This is a genomic window from Xanthomonas sp. NCPPB 3200 (assembly GCF_056393585.1).
This window is the reverse complement of the sequence record NZ_CM150785.1, coordinates 4531564-4548930: the sequence shown is the minus strand read 5'-3', so window position 1 is coordinate 4548930 and position 17367 is coordinate 4531564. Positions and strand designations below refer to the sequence as shown.

Sequence of the window (17367 nt, the reverse complement as noted above, 5' to 3'; positions counted from 1 at the left end):
GATGCCCGTTGAAGCGTGGACCTGCACGGGCCGCGCGGCGAGGGAAGCCGGCGCCAGGCGGACGCCGGTCGCAGGCACGGGCGATGGCGCTAGCAAATGCTGACATTCGCCAGCACACCGCCAATCCAATCAACCTGGTAGCCGACCCGCAAGCGCCGCCGCACTCCTGCCGACCATGACCTAAGACGCATTGCCGCAGCCGCCGCGGATGGGTAGGGTCGCGCTACTCAACTTGCGGATCCGCCCCATGAAACCACTCGTTCTCGCCATTGCGCTGGCGCTCGGTGCTTCGCTGCCATTGCAGGCACAGACCGGCAAAGCCGCGCAGGCCCAGCCTGCCACGCCGGCCTGGGTGCAGACCAGCAACGGCTATGCACAGATCCTGCTGAATGCGCAGGCGCCATTCCAGCCCGAATACGCCAGCTTCTTCGGCGTGCCCGGCTACGACGACCAGGTCATCGACCTGGGGCCAAACAACGCCGCGCGCTACCGCGATGCGATGAACAAGGCACGCGCCGCGTTGCAGGCCAAGCTGGCCACCGAGCGCGACGTCAATGTGCGCCAGGACCTGCAGATCATGATCGCTGCGGCCGAGCAGAACATCGAAGGCAGCGAACTCAACGAGCGCTATCTGTTGCCGTGGAACGATGCCCCGCAGCTGGTCTTCAGCGGCCTCAACGGATTGTTGTCTGACCAGACCGTGCCCGAGCGCCGCGCCAAGGCGCTGGATCGCCTCAAGCGCTACGTCGGCCTGGTGCCGGGCAGCACGCCGACCACCACGCTGGCCCGCCAGCGCTACGAAGAGCAGCTTGGCAACACCACCTTGCTGCAGCCCACTCAGCGCGAAGTGGAGCAGGCGCTGGCGAACGTGGACACCTACGTCGCCGGCATCGGCGAGTTGTTCGCCAAGTACAAGATCGCCGGCGGTGACGAAGCGCTCAAGGCGATGTCCACCCAGTTGAAGGATTACGCCAACTGGACCCGCACCACAGTATTGCCGAAGGCACGCAAGGACACCCGCCTGCCCGAACCGCTGTATGCCTTCCAGCTCAAGCAGGTCGGCATCGATGTCGCCCCGCAGCAGCTGATTCAGCGCGCGCAGCTGGAATTCATGGAAACCCGCTCGGCGATGCGTCAGCTGGCGCCGCTGGTGGCCAAGGCCAAGGGCGTGCAGGGCAGCGATTATGTACAGGTGATCCGTGCGCTCAAGGGCAACAAGATCGCCGACGACCAGCTGGAAACTCACTACCGCGGCGTGATCGACCAGATCGACCCGATCATCCGTCAGCAGCGCATCGTCGATGTGCCCAATCGCCCGATGCAGATGCGCCTGGGCAGTGCCGCCGAAAGTGCCGCGCAACCGGCGCCGCACTTCCTGCCGGCCCCGCTGATCGGCAATACCGGCCAGCAGGGCCAGTTCGTGCTGCCGCTGGGCAACCCGACCGCCGACGGCGCCAAGAAAGAGCAGTACGACGACTTCAACTTCGGATCGGCCGCCTGGACGCTCAGCGCGCACGAAGGCCGCCCCGGCCACGAGCTGCAGTTCACCGCCATGGTCGAACGCGGCGTGTCGCTGGCGCGCAGCCTGTTCGCGTTCAACTCGGTCAATGTCGAAGGCTGGGCGCTGTATGCCGAAGCCGAGATGGTCCCGTACGAACCGCTCGACGGTCAGCTGATCGCCCTGCAGTTCCGCCTGCTGCGCGCCGCCCGCGCCATGCTCGACCCGATGCTCAACCTCGGTCTGATCGACCGTGAACGCGCACGCCAGGTACTGGAAGACGACGTCGGCCTTTCGCCGGCGATGACCCGCCAGGAACTGGACCGCTACACCGTCCGCGCCCCCGGCCAGGCCGGCAGCTACTTCTACGGCTACACCCGCATCCTCGAATTGCGCATGCGCACCGAGCTGGTCCTGGGCAAGAAGTTCGACCGCCTGGCCTTCAACAACTTCCTGCTCGACCAGGGCCTGCTGCCGCCGGACCAACTGGCCAAGGCGGTGGAGACGCAGTTCATCCCAGCGCAGCTAGGTAATCACAGCCAGTCAAATTGATTGACTCTGACAGCTATATGAGGCTGGATCTGCGGCGCGGTCCCGAATGACGCGCCGATGGATCGACTCCGATGTCTTCAGACTGTAGCTACATTGAACGGGTGCAATGCGTTTCAAACGGCAGAAGTGATCGGCGCCTGCCGAAACTAGCCGGTCCGATTCTTTGAGGCTGGAGAGCGCAGGCAGCGATGCATCGTCTGATGCGCATGTGCCGCTTCACGACGATTATCCAGTGCATCTGCACTCAATGGTCATGAGGAACGTTTTCAGGCGGCCTCTTGCCATTCCAACTACCTCGCTTCATCGCTTTGGGGCAGATCCTTTTGTACTGGTAATACGCATCGATTCCAGTCTGGGTCCATGGTCCGCAATACGGGCCTTTGCAGCAGACGGAGAGACTGGGTTGAACACAGTAGCCTAGCATCGGTGCTGTTGTCCCACTGATTGGATCTACCGCTATCCAATTCTTGTCCGCACCTTTGCATCCCTGTGTACAGAATACGAATGGGTCATTGTCGCGGCACACAAGCTTTTCATAAACGCTTTGCGCCTGAATCTCGGCCTGGCCTGCAAAAAACAATACCAATATCCATATCAAGTTCTTCATCGCTAGTCCTTATGTCCAGGGAGGTCAATAGATGCAATTAATCAACGATTGGCGATTTGATCATCGCTAAGAGCACCCAATTCCTATTTGTTTGTAAGATGCGCATGCGGTACCTGCAAACTCATCTGCCCGGGCAAGATAACGCATCCTATCTCGGGTTTCACCTTGTGGGCATGCGTCCAAGCCATGAACGTCCGGACGCATGCGGGTCGGCAATCAAAGGTCGATAACGCTTTCGAAGGCAGCCATATTAGCTAACTGACTGGCCGCAAGTACGTAGCGACTGCTGTCAGCAGGAGAGGAGCAATCAGCGAGCGGTCCTAGTCTTGCGCCCCCGCCGGCACCCAGATCGCCATGCCGGCCGCACGCTTCTGGGTGGTCGGGATGCCGATGCCCAGCCCGCCGCCGACCCGGCCGCCGTAGCTGCCGCCGCCGACCGACAGGCCGCCGCCGGAGCGTTCCGAGCCCACGCCGACGATGACCACGCCGTTGGCGCCCAGCTTGGCGGCTTCGCGCTTGAGCCGTTGCACGGCCGCATCGGTCTGGCCCTGGGTGCCGAAACCGGCAGCACTGGTGGATTCGAGCTGGGCGATTTCCACCGAGCCGACCGGTGCATTGGAGTACACCTGCACCAGTGACGGGTCGATCGGCGCGCGCGCCTGGCCCAGCATCACCTTGGAACTGCTGGCGCAACCGGCCAGCAAGGCAACGGTGGCTGCCGCGATGGCGGCATTCCTGATCAGCGATTGCATGTACATGGTGAAACCCCCTGTGGGTAATGGCAACGATGATCCGGCGCCCGGACTGAATCGCTCTGGACTTTGCCGCACCCTAGCCATGCCCACGTGAGGCTACCGCCAAGCCGCCATTGGTCAGGGTGACCATCTGCCCACAGCGCCTTGGCGGGCGCGGCGCTAAGCTCGGGGCTTCTTTGAATGGCGAGGTGGCACGTGGGATTGATCAGCCTGCTGTGGGGCATTGTGGCGCTGCTGTGGATGGTGCTGGCCTTCATCCCGTTGCTGGGCTGGGGCAACTGGTTCCTGATCCCGTTTGCGGCGTTGGGCGCGCTGATCGCGGCGATCGCGCTGCTGTTCACCTCGGCCGGCAATCGCGGACGTGCCAAGACCGGTCTGCTGCTCAACGGCCTGGTGATCGTGGTCGGGGTGATCCGCCTGAGCCTGGGCGGCGGCGTGATCTAGCACGCGGCGTCGCCTTCCAGGCAGGTCGCGCGAGCTCTGAAGGGCCGTGCACCGGCTGGGGACGGAGAAGATCGACGCGTGGCACCGCCGCCAGCCGGGCGTGTTCCCTGTGGGGTGAGCTGACCGCGTGGTCCAAGCGGATCACGCTTGCATTTGCATTGATCACGGCGAGATCCGGCCCGTTGCACCGCTGCGACACAGCGTCGCAGCGCGTCCGGCGGCGGGTCGCGGGCGTAAACTTGCGGGCTGCTGACAGGAGCCCATGATGGCCCATCCCCATTACCGTCCCCGCCGCATGCGCCACGATGCGTTTTCGCGCCGTTTGATGCGCGAAAACACGTTGACCACCGATGACCTGATCTGGCCGGTATTCGTGCATGAGTTGTCCGGCCGCGCGCCGATCGCATCCATGCCCGGCGTCGAGCGCCTGTCGCTGGACGAATTGCTGCGCGAAGCCGAAGCGGCCCTGGAGCTGGGCATTCCGGTGATCGACCTGTTCCCGGTGATCGACCCGGCCGGCAAGAGCCTGGACGCGGCCGAGGCCTGGAATCCGGACGGCCTGGCGCAGCGTGCGGTGCGCGCGCTGAAAGCGCGGTTTCCCGAACTCGGCATCATGACCGACGTGGCGCTGGACCCGTACACCACGCACGGCCAGGACGGCATCATCGATGCCAAGGGCTATGTGCTCAACGAGATCACCGTCGAGGCGTTGGTCAGGCAGTCGCTGTCGCATGCCGAAGCCGGTGTGGACATCATCTCGCCGTCGGACATGATGGATGGCCGCATCGGTGCGATCCGCCGCGCGCTGGATGCGCAGGACCATCTCAATGTGCGCATCATGGCTTATTCGGCCAAGTACGCCTCGGCGTTCTACGGCCCGTTCCGCGATGCGGTCGGCAGCGCCGGCAATCTGGGCAAGGCCGACAAGACCACCTATCAGATGGACCCGGCCAACAGCGACGAGGCCATGCGCGAGATCGCGCTGGACCTGGAAGAGGGCGCGGACATGGTGATGGTCAAGCCGGGCATGCCGTATCTGGACGTGGTGCGGCGGGTGAAGCAGGAATTCCGCGTGCCCACCTTCGCCTATCAGGTCAGTGGCGAGTACGCGATGCTCAAGGCCGCCACCGCCAATGGCTGGCTGGACGAACGCAAGTGCGTGCTGGAAGCGCTGATGGCGTTCAAGCGCGCCGGCGCCGACGGCGTGCTGACCTATTTCGCACCGCAGGTGGCGCGTTGGTTGCGGGAAGGCTGAGTGCGCCGAGGCGGTGCTGTGGCGCCCTCCAGGCCGCAATTGGCGCCTGCAAGCTTGGCCCGATTCGAAAACCCAACGATCTCGCAGGCCGCGTTCTCTCCCGGCCTGCGCTGCGTGCGGCGCGGGCCATCCTTCCGGATGGGGAGGGAAGGTGTGGCGCAGGCAGCTTGATCAATCTGCTTCCCGCAGATCAATGGGTACCGGCGTTGCTGCAACGATCGAGTGACACAGCAGTCGCTGTCTGACGGCGTTGCGTCAACGGCGCGAGCCTCCAAAACCCCACGCAAACTACGATAACGATTCTCATCTACAATGGCGAGCCCACTGTTTGCGGCTGCTCGCGCGTGCTCAAGACCGTCCTGTTCCAATTGCACTGGCTGTTCGGCATCACGGCCGGGCTGGTGCTGTCGGTGATGGGGCTGACCGGCGCGTTGATGTCCTTCGAAAACGAGATCGTGCGGCTGGCCAATCCGGCCATCGCGCAGCTGGCACAGCGGCATGCCGCAGGCGAGCGGCCATTGCCGGTGAATGTGCTGCTGCGCCGGCTGGACCTGGATCAGCAACAGGCGGTCACCCGTATGCTGATCGATCCGACTGGCAAGCGTCCGTCCAATGCACGCCTGGCCGGCAAGGGCGGCGGCCGGGTGTATTTCGATCCGTACACCGGCGACAGGGTCGCCCCCCCGCGGCTGAGCGGCGCGTTTGCCTTCATCGAGGACCTGCACCGCCATCTGACCGCCGGCAAGCGTGGCCAGGCGGTGACCGGTGCGAGCACCCTGATCCTGCTGTTCTTCTGCGCTTCCGGCCTGTATCTGCGTTGGCCGCGACGCTGGTGGAGTCTGCGCACCTGGTGGGCAGTGGAATGGCGGCGGCAGGGGCGCAGTTTTCTGTGGAGCCTGCACGCGGTGTTCGGCACCTGGTGTCTGCTGGTGTACCTGCTGGTGGCCCTGACCGGGCTGACCTGGTCCTACAGCTGGTACCGCGACGGCATGGTGGCCTTGCTCGGCACCGAGCCGGCGATGCGTGGCAACGGGCGCGATCACCGCCCGGCCACGGTGGATTTTGCAGCCGTGCAGCGCACCCTGGATGCCATCCCGGCCACGCACAGCACGGCACTGGACCTGCGTATCCCGCCGCGTGCGGGGCAACCGCTGAGCGTGCGGTTCCTGCCCGACCATCCCGATCACGATCGCGCCTACGACAATCTGGAGATCGAGCCGGGCAGCGGTGCGTTGCTGCGTCGCCAGGACTATGCACTGCTGCCGCGCGGCCAGCAGTTGCTGGTGAGCATGTTTCCGCTGCATTCGGGCAGCTTCTTCGGGCTGCCGGGCCGCATCGTGGTGATGCTGGCCAGTGTCGGCATGTCGGTGTTCTTCGTGACCGGCTGGATGTTGTACCTGGATCGCCGCCGCAAGAAGCGCGCGCTGCGTGCCGCGCGCGATGTCCTGCACGGTGCACCGGCGGCCTCGCAGGCCGAGCCGTGGTTGATCGGGTTCGCCAGCCAGAGCGGGTTTGCCGAACGGCTGGCCTGGCAGGCGGCCGGGCATCTGCAGGCGGCCGGTCTGCCGGTGCAGGTGCGCTCGCTGGCACAGCTCACTGCGCAGCATCTGCAGGGCACCCGGCATGCCTTGTTCGTGGTCAGCACCTTTGGCGATGGCGAGCCGCCCGATACCGCCCGCAGCTTCGAGCGCGAACTGTTGCGTCAGCGCATGACGCTGCCACAGCTGACCTATGCCGTGCTGGCCCTGGGCGACCGCCAGTACGCGCAGTTCTGCGGGTTTTCCCGACGCATCGAGCAGTGGCTGCAGGCGCAGGGCGCGCAGCCGTTGTTTCCGGCAGTGGAGATGGACAACACCGATCCGCAGGCCCTGGCGCAATGGCATGCGCAATTGGCGCAGATTGCCGGTGCGCCGGTGGCCGCCGTGCCGCTGGCCCGCCCGACGCTGCTGCACTGGACGTTGGCGGCGCGTACGCATCTCAACCCGGGCAGCGAGGGAGCACCGATCTGGCAGATCGATCTGCTGCCATCGCCCGGCACGCACTGGCAGGCCGGCGACATCCTCGAATTGCAGCCGGCGCACGCCTACACGCACGTGCGCGCGTGTCTGGCCGCCTGGGGCCTGCCGCCCGACGCGCTGGTGCATGTCGATGCGCAGTTGCTGCCGCTGCAGCAGGCCGTCGCGGAGCGCGTGCTGCCGGAGCCGCCCACGCGCCCGCCCACGCCGCATCCGGATCCGCAGACCTGGCTGGACGCCTGCGCCTGGCTGCCGACCCGCGATTACTCGCTGGCCAGCGTGCCGGCCGATGGCGTTGCGACCGCGGTGGTGCGCCTGACCACAGGCGCCGACGGCAGCCCCGGCCTGGGCTCGGGCTGGCTGATTTGTCACGCACCCGTCGGTGGGCAGATACGCGCACGGTTGCGCACCAATCCCGGCTTCCATCGCATCGAACAGGCGCCGATGGTGTTGATCGGCAACGGCACCGGTATCGCCGGTTTGCGCAGTCTGCTGCGCGAGGCCGAGCTGGCCGGCGTGCACGGACATTGGCTGCTGTTCGGCGAACGGCAGGCCGCGCACGATGGTCTGTTTGCCGACGAACTTCAGGCCTGGCACGCGCGTGGCCATCTGCAGCAGCTGGACCGGGTGTTCTCGCGCGACCAGGCGCACAAGCGCTACGTGCAGCATCACTTGCGCGAGACCGGTGACACCTTGCGCCACTGGATCGATCGCGGTGCGGTAATCCATGTCTGCGGCAGCCTGGACAGCATGGCGCGTGAGGTCGATGTCACGCTGCGCGAATTGCTGGGCGAGACGCGGCTGGAGTCGCTGACCGCAGCGGGACGTTATCGGCGCGATGTGTATTGAGCGCGGTCATGGCCACTGCATCGCTGGGTTGGAGCGGCCAGTAAAACGTGGCGTGCGGTCGCCCAGCGGGTGCGAACGGTTTGGGAAAATCCCGGTGAACGACGGAGACATGCTGCGTCCTAGCTAGCATCGACCGCGCCCTCCTTGCAGCGTGTGCGGTGGTTTTGTTAGCTGCCAACCATGGCGGCGTCTAAGCGCGGTCCGATGCTTGAATCAAAAGCCTGGTTGGTCGAGGACGCGATGCCCTCACTACTTCCGGGACACGCCGTGAATCCGTCCGTGGAGGCTCCGTGGCGGCATCCATGCCGCCAAGGGTCCCGGAACCGGTAAGGACATCACGCCTGCGAAGTCGGTCGTGCACTGATGGAACCGCACAAGCGGGATGACTCAAGCGAGGCGACTTAACGCAGCGGTCTGGTCGCTTGCATGCATGTGTGGATGACCATTAGCGATAGGGGGCAAGCCCAATCCACTTGCTTCCCGCTTTCGACGGACAGCTTTGGAAATCAGACCACGTCTGCCAGATCACAAGGATCATGCAACCACCGCTGCGTCTGACCCATCGGTCGCCGCTCCCGCTTCTGACCATGCACACCGACCATCCCGACTGGTCCTTGTCCGCCCACCGTCGCGGGACCTTACGCGGCATGGATGCCGTGTAAGAGCCTACAAGGACGTACTTGCGGCGTGTCCTGCGATGGTGGGCGGGCAAGGGCCCTGCGACCAAGCCTCAGATCAGCAGCCCTGCAGTCACACCGCATATCAGCGCCCTGTAGCGTGACCCAGATCATTCGCTCCGCAACCGCTTGGCGTGAAGTCGTGTCCCGGGCAGCCCCCTGGCAAGAGTCTGCGCATCCACCCACCCTCAACGGCAGCTCGTATCCCCCTCCACCGCCGGCGCCTTCATCCGGTAGATGTCCAGCTGCCCCGCACGCGGTGCGCGCGCACTGCCGGTCACCAGCAACTCGCCTGGCTTGGCCGCATCCACCACCGCACCGAAGGTGCGTTCCTGCGGCCCGTTGAACGACAGCGGCACTGCCTGGCCCACGGTGTAATGGCCGTTGCTGCAGGTCGCCAGCAATAACTGGCTGGGACCATTTTGCTGGCCGCGTGCCCATACCAGCCCCCGTCCATCGCCAAGCCAGGCCGCATCCAGCTCGTCGGCAGCGCTGTTGATATCGCTCAGCGCCACCGGCGCGATGAAGGCCTGCCCATCCCAGCGCGCCACGAACATGTCCATGCCGCCGGCGCCGCCGTGGCCGTTGCTGGCGAACAGCAGGCGGGTGCCGTCCAGCGACAGTGTCGGGGAGCGCTCGTCGCCGCGGCTGTTGATCGCCGCGCCCAGCAATTGCACCGCACCGATCCGGCCCTGCGCATCCACCGGCGCGCGATACAGGTCGGCGCCGCCGGCACCGCCGGGCCGGGTGGAGGCGAACAGCAGCCAGCGGCCATCGGCACTGAACAGCGGGGAGGTCTCGTCCTGCGCGGTGTTGATCGGCAGCACTTCTGCGTTCTGCCAGCGCCCGCCGCTCAACCGGGCCTGCCACAGATCCCAGCCCCCGGTGCCGCCGGCGCGGTCGCTGGCCCAGACAATGCGTTGCCCGTCCGGACTCAGCGTGGCGCGCGCTTCGTTGGCCGGCGTGGAGACCACGCCCATGCCTTCGATGCCGAATTCGGCAAGCCCCGACGCGACCGGGACGCAGAGTAAACTTGCCGCCAGCGCGAGCAGTGTCCATCGAAGTTGCATGCGGGGTTCCTGCCTCAAGTCGCGCACAGTCTAGTCAACCAGAGAGCGTTTCATGCCCGTATCCCGTTATGCCGTGTTCGGTCACCCCGTCGCCCATTCGCTGTCGCCGGCCATCCATGCCGACTTCGGGAAGCAGACCGGCATCGCGCTGGACTACACCGCCATCGACGCACCGCCAGAAGAGTTCGCTGCCGCGCTGGAGCGCTTCGCCGACGAAGGCGGCAAGGGCGCAAACGTCACCCTGCCGCTGAAGGAGGCCGCCTGTGCGTTGTCGGCCAGCCTGAGCGATCGCGCGCGTCTGGCCGGTGCGGTCAACACGCTGGTGCGCAACGACGGCCAGTGGCAGGGCGACAACACCGATGGCGCCGGTCTGGTACGTGACCTCACCGACCGCCACGGGCTGGATCTGCGCGGTCGCCGCGTGCTGCTGCTCGGCGCCGGTGGTGCCGCGCGCGGCGTGGCGCCGGCGCTGCTGGAAGCGGGCATCACCGAAATGGTGGTGGTGAACCGCTCGCCCGAGCGTGCCGATGCCTTGTGCGATGCGCTTGGTGAACCGGGGCGGGTGGTCTCGCGCTACATCGAAGACCTGCGCGATCTGGGCGACTTCGAGCTGATCGTCAACGCTACCGCGGCCGGGCGTGATCGCGATGCCGGCGCGTTCGCCATGCCGCTGGGCCTGGTCAACAGCCTCACCGCGGCGGTCGATCTCAATTACGGCGCCACCGCCATCGCCTTCCTGGCCTGGGCACGCGCGGCGCAATGCCGCTACGCCGTCGATGGCCTGGGCATGCTGGTGGAACAGGCCGCCGAGAGTTTCGCGCTGTGGCACGGCGTGCGCCCGGACACCGACCCGGTCTACGCCGCGCTGCGCGCGCGCGAGGCCCTCCTGGTCAGTGCCGACTGAGGTGGGCAGCGTCACCGCCACCGATATCCTGCTGACCCTGGTCACCAGCCTGCTGTCGCGCGTGCCGATGCTGATCGCGTTGCTGCTCGGGCTGGTTCTGCTGTGGCGTGCCTCGCAAAGCCCGCTGCGGCGTGCCGGGCTGGCCGCGCTCTGGCTGCTGCTGGGCTGCTTGTTTGCCGAGGTTGCCTTCCAGGCGATTCCGATGCTGTTGCTGCAGCAAGGCAATGTGCGTCAGATCAGCATGGTGACCAGCATCGCCCACTTCGTGCTGATGGCGATGCAAGGCGTGGGCATCGGCGTGCTGGTGTGGACGCTGGCAGGCAGCCTGCAACGCGTGCCGCCCGCCGCCGGCCCGCGCCCATGATTCCGCTCAAAGCCATCGCGCTGGTGGTGCTCGGGCTGGTCAGTGCCGGGCAGGGCGGGTGGACGCTGCTGCATCCGCAGGCGCTGGCTGCGGTCAATCGCGGCGGCCTGCTGTATGAGCGCTTCGGGCCCACTGGCGTGGGTGCCGGCATGTTGCTGATGGGCGTCGCAATGGTGGTTATCGGGCTGGTATGGGCGCGCCATGCATGGCCGCCGCGGACGCAAGGCCGCTGACAACGTGGAGCGACGCTGCCTGCTCGTTGCAGGCAGCGCAGGGTGATTGGGGCGGCATCCGTTGCGCGCCCCTTCGGGTCAGAACTTGCGGGCAGTGCCCGCCAGCGATGAGCGGATCCGACGCATGCAGTGGCCGTGCAGCGTGCGTACCCGGGACCAAGATGGCGGTGGCGCCGCCCCGCGCCAGCAAACACGTTCAGCCGAGTGCCACGTCGGTCGCAGGCGCTGCGCCGGTCCGTGCGAAAATAGCGCGATGAATGAAGTCGCCCCACCGGCCGCGCCGTCGGCGCCGGTTCCCACCCAGCGCGTTCTGACCGACCCGATCAAGGCCGGCATCCGCGAGGCCTACGCCAAGCTGCAGGCCAACACGCCCGGCTTTGCCACACGGCGGGCGCAGAGCCAGATGATCGGCCTGGTCTCGCGCGCGCTGGCCACCTCCGGCGGCATCGGCATTGCCGAGGCCCCCACCGGCGTCGGCAAGAGCCTGGGCTATCTCACCGCCGGCGTGCCGATCGCCCTGGCCACCAAGAAGAAGCTGGTGATCAGCACCGGCACCGTGGCGCTGCAGTCGCAGTTGGTGGAGCGCGACATCCCGGCCTTCCTCAAGGCCACCGGGCTGGAAGCCACGGTCGCACTGGCCAAGGGCCGCACCCGCTACCTGTGCACGCGCAACGCCGCCGAGCTGCAGGGCGAGACCAGCCAGGAAGGCATGTTCGACGACGAACAGGTGCTCTACGATCGCCCGCTCAGCCCGGCCGACGCGGATCTGGCCAAGCGCCTGGCCACGGCCTACGCCGAGCGCAGCTGGAACGGCGATCTGGACGATGCGCCCGAGCAGGTCTCGGTGCCGCTGCGCCTGCGCATCACCACGCCGGCCTCCGGCTGTGCCGGCCGCCGCTGCAGCTACGCCGCGCAATGCCCGGTGCTGAAGGCGCGCACCGACGTGCGCGAAGCGCAGATCGTGGTCACCAACCATGCATTGCTGTTGTCGTCGCTGTCGCTGGGCGATGCCGAGAATGGCCAGCCCTTGATCGCCCCGCCCGCCGACATGCTGCTGGTGCTCGACGAAGGCCATCACATCGCCGGCGTGGCGATCGACCAGGGCGCCGCCAGCCTGCCGTTGGACGAGATGGCCAAACGCACCGGACGGTTGCAGATCCTCATCGCCGCTGCCTACCGCGCGGTGGACAAGGACAAGATCGGCAACCTGTTGCCCAACGAGGCCATCGAGTTGGCCGCGCGCGTGTCCAAGCTGCTCAAGGCTTTCCACGCCGAGGTCGAACGCGTGTGGAAGCCCGAGCCCGGCGAGCGCGATCCCTTGTGGCGTGCGGCCAACGGCAAGCTGCCGCCGCAATGGGGCCCGGCCATCGAAGAGCTTGGCGAAGAAACCCGCGCGTTGTTCAACTGGGTGCATGCCGCGCACAGCGCGATCGCCAAGGGCAAGCAGGACGACTCGGCGCGCGAACGCCTGCAGCGCAGCCTCGGCCTGGCTCTGGAAATGGCCGAGCAGCAACACAATCTGTGGAGCGGCTGGCGGCGCGAAGACAAGGAAGGCCAGCCGCCGATGGCGCGCTGGATCACCCTCTCGCGCGACGGCGATTTGATCTGCCATTGCTCGCCGGTGTCGGCCGCGCAGGTGCTGCGCACGATGATCTGGAACGAAGTGGATTCGGTGGTGATGACCTCGGCCACACTCACCGGCGGCGGCGATTTCCAAGCGTTCGCGATCGACAACGGCCTGCCCGATCACGCCGAAATGGCCTCGCTGGCCTCACCGTTCGACCTGCCCAATCAGGCCGAATTGATCGTGCCCAATTTCCCGGTCACCCCAGACGATCGCGAAGGCCACCCGAAGGAAGTTGCGCGTTACCTGGTGCGCGAACTCGACTGGACCGGCAAGGGCAGCATCGTGCTGTTCACCTCGCGCTGGAAGATGGAAAAGGTCGCCGACCTGATGCCGCTGGCGCAGCGCAACCGCGTATTGGTGCAGGGCGAGGGCAACAAGTCGCAACTGATCACCGAACACCTGCGCCGTATCGCCGCCGGCGAAGGCTCGGTGCTGTTTGGCCTGAACTCCTTCGGCGAAGGCCTGGATCTGCCCGGCGATGCCTGCACCACGGTGGTCATCACCCAGGTGCCATTCGCGGTGCCGACCGACCCGCAGACCTCGACCCTGAGCGAATGGCTGGAAAGTCGCGGCCATAACGCCTTCAACCTGATCGCCATCCCGCACGCGCTGCGCACGCTCACGCAGTTCGCGGGCCGCTTGATCCGCAGTTCCAGCGACCACGGCCGCGTGATCATCCTCGACTCGCGCCTGCTGACACGCCGCTACGGCAAACGCATCATCGACGCGTTGCCGCCGTTCAAGCGGGTGATTGGCTAGCCCAGGGCAGCCCTGCGCCAGTCCCGTGCGGAGGATGGAACATCCGTCTCGCAGAGTGCCGCTGTCACACGTTTGCGGTGCATGACCGTGCCCGTCGCTGCGCGTGTGGTGTCGATGGCAGCGGTATCTTTCCCTGCCGTGCTTTATCGACGCGATGTCGTGACCTTTTGAGATCCGGGAGGATTGCGGATGAAGACAGTGATGCTCGGTGTACTGCTATGGCAGCTGACAACGGCGGGATGGGCGATTGCCGAAGCCGATCGCACTCTGCAGCAAGGTCGTCCAGGCATGAACGCCTCTTATCGCGAACAGCTGCTGGCACTGGCCGATGCCGATCAGAAGATCCGTGAGCAGATTCGTGGTGCTTTCACGGCGCAACAGCTGCAGGCCAATCAAGGTGCAGCGAAAGACATGGCCATGCGTCTGGTTGCGTCGCAACGGGAAAACCAGGCTGCGCTGTCTGCACTGATCGACAAATTCGGCTTCCCCGATGTCGCGTCGGTCGGCGAGGACGGGGCGCATGCCGGTTTCCTGGTCGCGCAGCACTCCACTGACCGCACGTTTCGCGATGGCTTCCTGAAGAACATCGAGGTTGCGGTGGCGCGCGGGTCTTACAGCACCGTAGACATGGCATTGTTCGTGGATCGTAATCTGATCATGTCGGGCAAGCCGCAGCGCTACGGCACCCAGCGCAAGGCGGACGGCAGCCTGTTCGAGCTGGAGGATCCTGCCCAGTTGGCACGCAGACGGGCAGACGTAGGTTTGCCTGACGAACAGGGCGGTTCTGGGGGCCTTTGAACCATAAGCGATATCCAGCTGCGACGCGATAGATGCTGGTCAACGCATGGGGCGCGCGTGCATACCTGGATCAAGAAGACGTTGCGAGTTGTTGGTGCTTCGGTTTCCACCAGGCGATGACGCCCGGCCCTGCGCTTATTTTTCACCGCATGGCGTTGCTGGTTCGTGAGCCTGCCGATCTTCTGCACTGCAGTATTCTTACGGTCACCAACGCACTACGTGCGTCGTTGTGAATCAGCCTAGTCACCGCATGCGTAGCGCAAGCGACATGATCTTCAACGTGCTACCGCCTTGCAACGCGATGCATATCACGCTCTGTAGTCATCATCATGTTCGCCTATCGCAGCGATCATAACTAACGACTTCTCACGCTTCGGTCCGCTGGCCATGATTCAGCTCCCTCAAACGAGCTGACGCCATGCGCCCTGGATCCCTCATGGTGCTAGCCCTGCTAGCCCCGACGCTGATCGCACCGCCGGTCTTCGCCCAATCCGTCCTGACCCGCGACAACGGCGCCAAGGTCGGTGACAACCAGAATTCGCAGACCGCCGGAGCCAATGGCCCGACCCTGCTGCAGGATGTGCAGCTGATCCAGAAGCTGCAGCGTTTCGATCGCGAGCGCATCCCCGAGCGCGTGGTGCATGCACGCGGCACCGGCGTCAAAGGCGAGTTCACCGCCACCGCCGATCTGTCCAGCCTGACCAAGGCCAAGGTATTCAGCGCCGGCGAAAAGACCCCGGTCTTCGTGCGTTTTTCCTCGGTGGTGCACGGCAACCACTCGCCGGAAACCTTGCGCGACCCGCATGGCTTCGCCACCAAGTTCTACACCAGCGAAGGCAACTGGGATCTGGTCGGCAACAACTTCCCGACCTTCTTCATCCGCGATGCGATCAAGTTCCCCGATATGGTCCACGCGTTCAAGCCGGACCCGCGTACCAATCTGGACGACGATTCGCGCCGCTTCGATTTCTTCTCGCACGTGCCCGAGGCCACCCGCACGCTGACCCTGCTGTACTCCAACGAAGGTACCCCTGCGGGCTATCGCTTCATGGATGGCAACGGCGTGCATGCCTACAAGCTGGTCAATGCGCAGGGCGAAGTGCATTACGTCAAGTTCCACTGGAAGACGCTGCAGGGCATCAAGAACCTCGATCCCAAGCAGGTCGCTGCCGTCCAGGCCAAGGACTACAGCCACCTGACCAACGATCTGGTCGGTGCGATCAAGAAGGGCGACTTCCCGAAGTGGGACCTGTACGTACAGGTGCTCAAGCCGGAAGACCTGGCCAAGTTCGATTTCGATCCGCTGGACGCCACCAAGATCTGGCCCGACGTGCCGGAGCAGAAGGTCGGCCAGATGGTGTTGAACAAGAACGTCGACAACTTCTTCCAGGAAACCGAGCAGGTCGCGATGGCGCCGGCCAACCTGGTGCCGGGCATCGAGCCGTCGGAAGACCGTCTGCTGCAGGGGCGCATCTTCTCCTACGCCGACACCCAGCTGTATCGCATCGGTGCCAATGGCCTGAACCTGCCGGTCAACCGTCCGCGTGTGGCCGTCAACAACGGCAACCAGGATGGCGAAGGCAATAACGGCCACACCACCAGCGGCGTGAACTACGAGCCGAGCCGGCTGGAGCCGCGGCCGCAGGACACCGCTGCGCGTTACAGCGCGTTGCCGCTGTCGGGCACCACCCAGCAGGCCAAGATCACCCGCGAGCAGAACTTCAAGCAGGCCGGTGAATTGTATCGGTCCTACAGCAAGAAGGATCGCGCCGATCTGGTGCAGAGTTTCGGCGAGTCGCTGGCCACCACCGACACCGAGAGCAAGCATCTCCTGCTGTCGTTCCTGTACAAGGCCGACCCCGAGTACGGCACTGGCGTGACGCGTGTCGCCAAGGGCGACCTGGCCCGGGTCAAGCAGCTGGCCTCCAGCCTGCAGGACTGACCCACCCACGGCATCGCGGCCTGTGCCGCGGTGCCGTTTTCGCTATCGGGAGAGCCATATGCGCACCCTGCTGTTTCTGATGCTTGGCACCCTGTCTGCAGCTGCCAATGCTGCCTCGCCCGCGCCGATGTCCGCCAGCGCCACCGCTGCCGCCGCCGACCCGGCGCAGATCAAGCTGCAGTTGCGCGAGTACTTCTTCGACGCGGCACGCGAAGGGCGGCAGGACATGCTGGCCGAGTTCATCCGCTCGCACTACGACCTCAATACCCGTGACGAGAAGGGCTACACCGCCCTGATCCTGGCGGCCTATCACGGCCAGCGCCCGGCAGTGGAGCAACTGCTCAGCGCCGGTGCCGACCCCTGCGCGCAGGACAAGCGCGGCAACACTGCGCTGATGGGCGCGATCTTCAAGGGCGAGCTGGGTATCGCCAAGCGGCTGATGCAGGCCGACTGCGCGCCGGACCAGCGCAACAATGCCGGTCAGACCGCCGCGATGTACGCAGCGCTGTTCCAGCGCACCGACGTGCTCAAGGATCTGGCCGCCAAGGGCGCAGACCTCAGCCTCAAGGATGGGCAGGGCAACGATGTGACCAAGCTGCAGCGCGGCGAGTTTGCGACGACCCCGGCGCGCTGAGCGCGCCTGTCATGCGTGGCGGGGCAGGTATGCGTGACGCCAGGCGTCAGCAGGCTCGCACCGGCGCCATGCGGCCGATACCGGCGTGAGCCGACGGCGATGCGTGCTGCAGCGTGCCGTACCACGATGCACCTGATGCACAGGCCAGTCGCCTGCAGCCCGCATCCTGGCGGATTGCACGCATAGCGCTCGGCCGTCTTCGAAGCGCTGTAGGTGGTTGCGACGGCAGCTCCATCCCGGTGGCCGTCGGATGAGTCGCTGATTGTTATCGCCCGAGTCCTGCACCTCGATACCCGGAGCCTCGACGGCCTCGCCTGCAGCACTCCACCGCGCGTGCTGACGCCACCGGTGCGTACCGGCGACACCCGCTCATTTATGACCACC

Annotated in this window: 13 protein-coding genes; 11 read left to right on the top strand and 2 right to left on the bottom strand. The window is 65.6% G+C overall.

Going from position 1 to position 17367, the window contains the following annotated elements; all coding sequences use genetic code 11:
• The first annotated feature begins 247 nt into the window (after positions 1-247).
• Entirely contained in the window at positions 248-2050 is a 1803-nt protein-coding gene (locus AC06DU_RS19695) for a DUF885 domain-containing protein (protein ID WP_478203053.1), read from the top strand.
• Between the two features lie 927 nt (positions 2051-2977).
• Here the strand turns inward: AC06DU_RS19695 and AC06DU_RS19690 are convergent.
• On the bottom strand, positions 2978-3415 hold the full coding sequence (locus AC06DU_RS19690; RefSeq protein WP_167710025.1) for a hypothetical protein: 438 nt from the start codon (positions 3413-3415) through the stop codon (positions 2978-2980).
• A gap of 198 nt (positions 3416-3613) precedes the next feature.
• On the opposite strand from AC06DU_RS19690, the gene AC06DU_RS19685 reads away from it, so the two are divergent.
• The 3 genes from AC06DU_RS19685 to AC06DU_RS19675 all read left to right on the top strand — a co-directional run bounded on the left by AC06DU_RS19685 (position 3614) and on the right by AC06DU_RS19675 (position 7975).
• Positions 3614-3856, top strand: coding sequence for a hypothetical protein (locus AC06DU_RS19685; protein WP_024939083.1), 243 nt, complete (start codon positions 3614-3616; stop codon positions 3854-3856).
• A gap of 265 nt (positions 3857-4121) precedes the next feature.
• Complete coding sequence (gene hemB / locus AC06DU_RS19680) at positions 4122-5111, top strand: porphobilinogen synthase (protein ID WP_440584971.1); 990 nt, start codon at positions 4122-4124, stop codon at positions 5109-5111.
• Positions 5112-5455: 344 nt separating this feature from the next.
• Positions 5456-7975: a PepSY domain-containing protein gene (locus AC06DU_RS19675; protein ID WP_478203052.1), complete on the top strand. Its 2520-nt coding sequence runs from the start codon at positions 5456-5458 to the stop codon at positions 7973-7975.
• Between the two features lie 865 nt (positions 7976-8840).
• Here AC06DU_RS19675 and AC06DU_RS19670 read toward each other — a convergent pair.
• Positions 8841-9722, bottom strand: coding sequence for a TolB family protein (locus tag AC06DU_RS19670; RefSeq protein WP_478203051.1), 882 nt, complete (start codon positions 9720-9722; stop codon positions 8841-8843).
• A gap of 52 nt (positions 9723-9774) precedes the next feature.
• On the opposite strand from AC06DU_RS19670, the gene aroE reads away from it, so the two are divergent.
• From aroE to AC06DU_RS19635, 7 genes are all read left to right on the top strand, one after another.
• Positions 9775-10626: a shikimate dehydrogenase gene (aroE, locus tag AC06DU_RS19665; protein ID WP_102582101.1), complete on the top strand. Its 852-nt coding sequence runs from the start codon at positions 9775-9777 to the stop codon at positions 10624-10626.
• Complete coding sequence (locus tag AC06DU_RS19660; RefSeq protein ID WP_016902791.1) at positions 10616-10990, top strand: hypothetical protein; 375 nt, start codon at positions 10616-10618, stop codon at positions 10988-10990. The genes aroE and AC06DU_RS19660 overlap by 11 nt, the downstream gene beginning before the upstream one ends.
• On the top strand, positions 10987-11223 hold the full coding sequence (locus AC06DU_RS19655; RefSeq protein ID WP_039524729.1) for a hypothetical protein: 237 nt from the start codon (positions 10987-10989) through the stop codon (positions 11221-11223). The genes AC06DU_RS19660 and AC06DU_RS19655 overlap by 4 nt, the downstream gene beginning before the upstream one ends.
• Before the next feature lie 253 nt (positions 11224-11476).
• Positions 11477-13609 (top strand): ATP-dependent DNA helicase DinG, encoded by a 2133-nt coding sequence (gene dinG, locus AC06DU_RS19650; protein ID WP_167764380.1) that lies wholly within the window; start codon positions 11477-11479, stop codon positions 13607-13609.
• 189 nt (positions 13610-13798) lie between these two features.
• Complete coding sequence (locus AC06DU_RS19645) at positions 13799-14407, top strand: DUF6624 domain-containing protein (protein ID WP_478203050.1); 609 nt, start codon at positions 13799-13801, stop codon at positions 14405-14407.
• 436 nt (positions 14408-14843) lie between these two features.
• A complete protein-coding gene (gene katB, locus AC06DU_RS19640) occupies positions 14844-16349 on the top strand; it encodes a catalase KatB (RefSeq protein WP_180968604.1) in 1506 nt (501 codons plus the stop codon).
• A gap of 58 nt (positions 16350-16407) precedes the next feature.
• On the top strand, positions 16408-16983 hold the full coding sequence (locus AC06DU_RS19635) for an ankyrin repeat domain-containing protein (protein ID WP_054591226.1): 576 nt from the start codon (positions 16408-16410) through the stop codon (positions 16981-16983).
• The last annotated feature ends 384 nt before the right edge of the window (positions 16984-17367 follow it).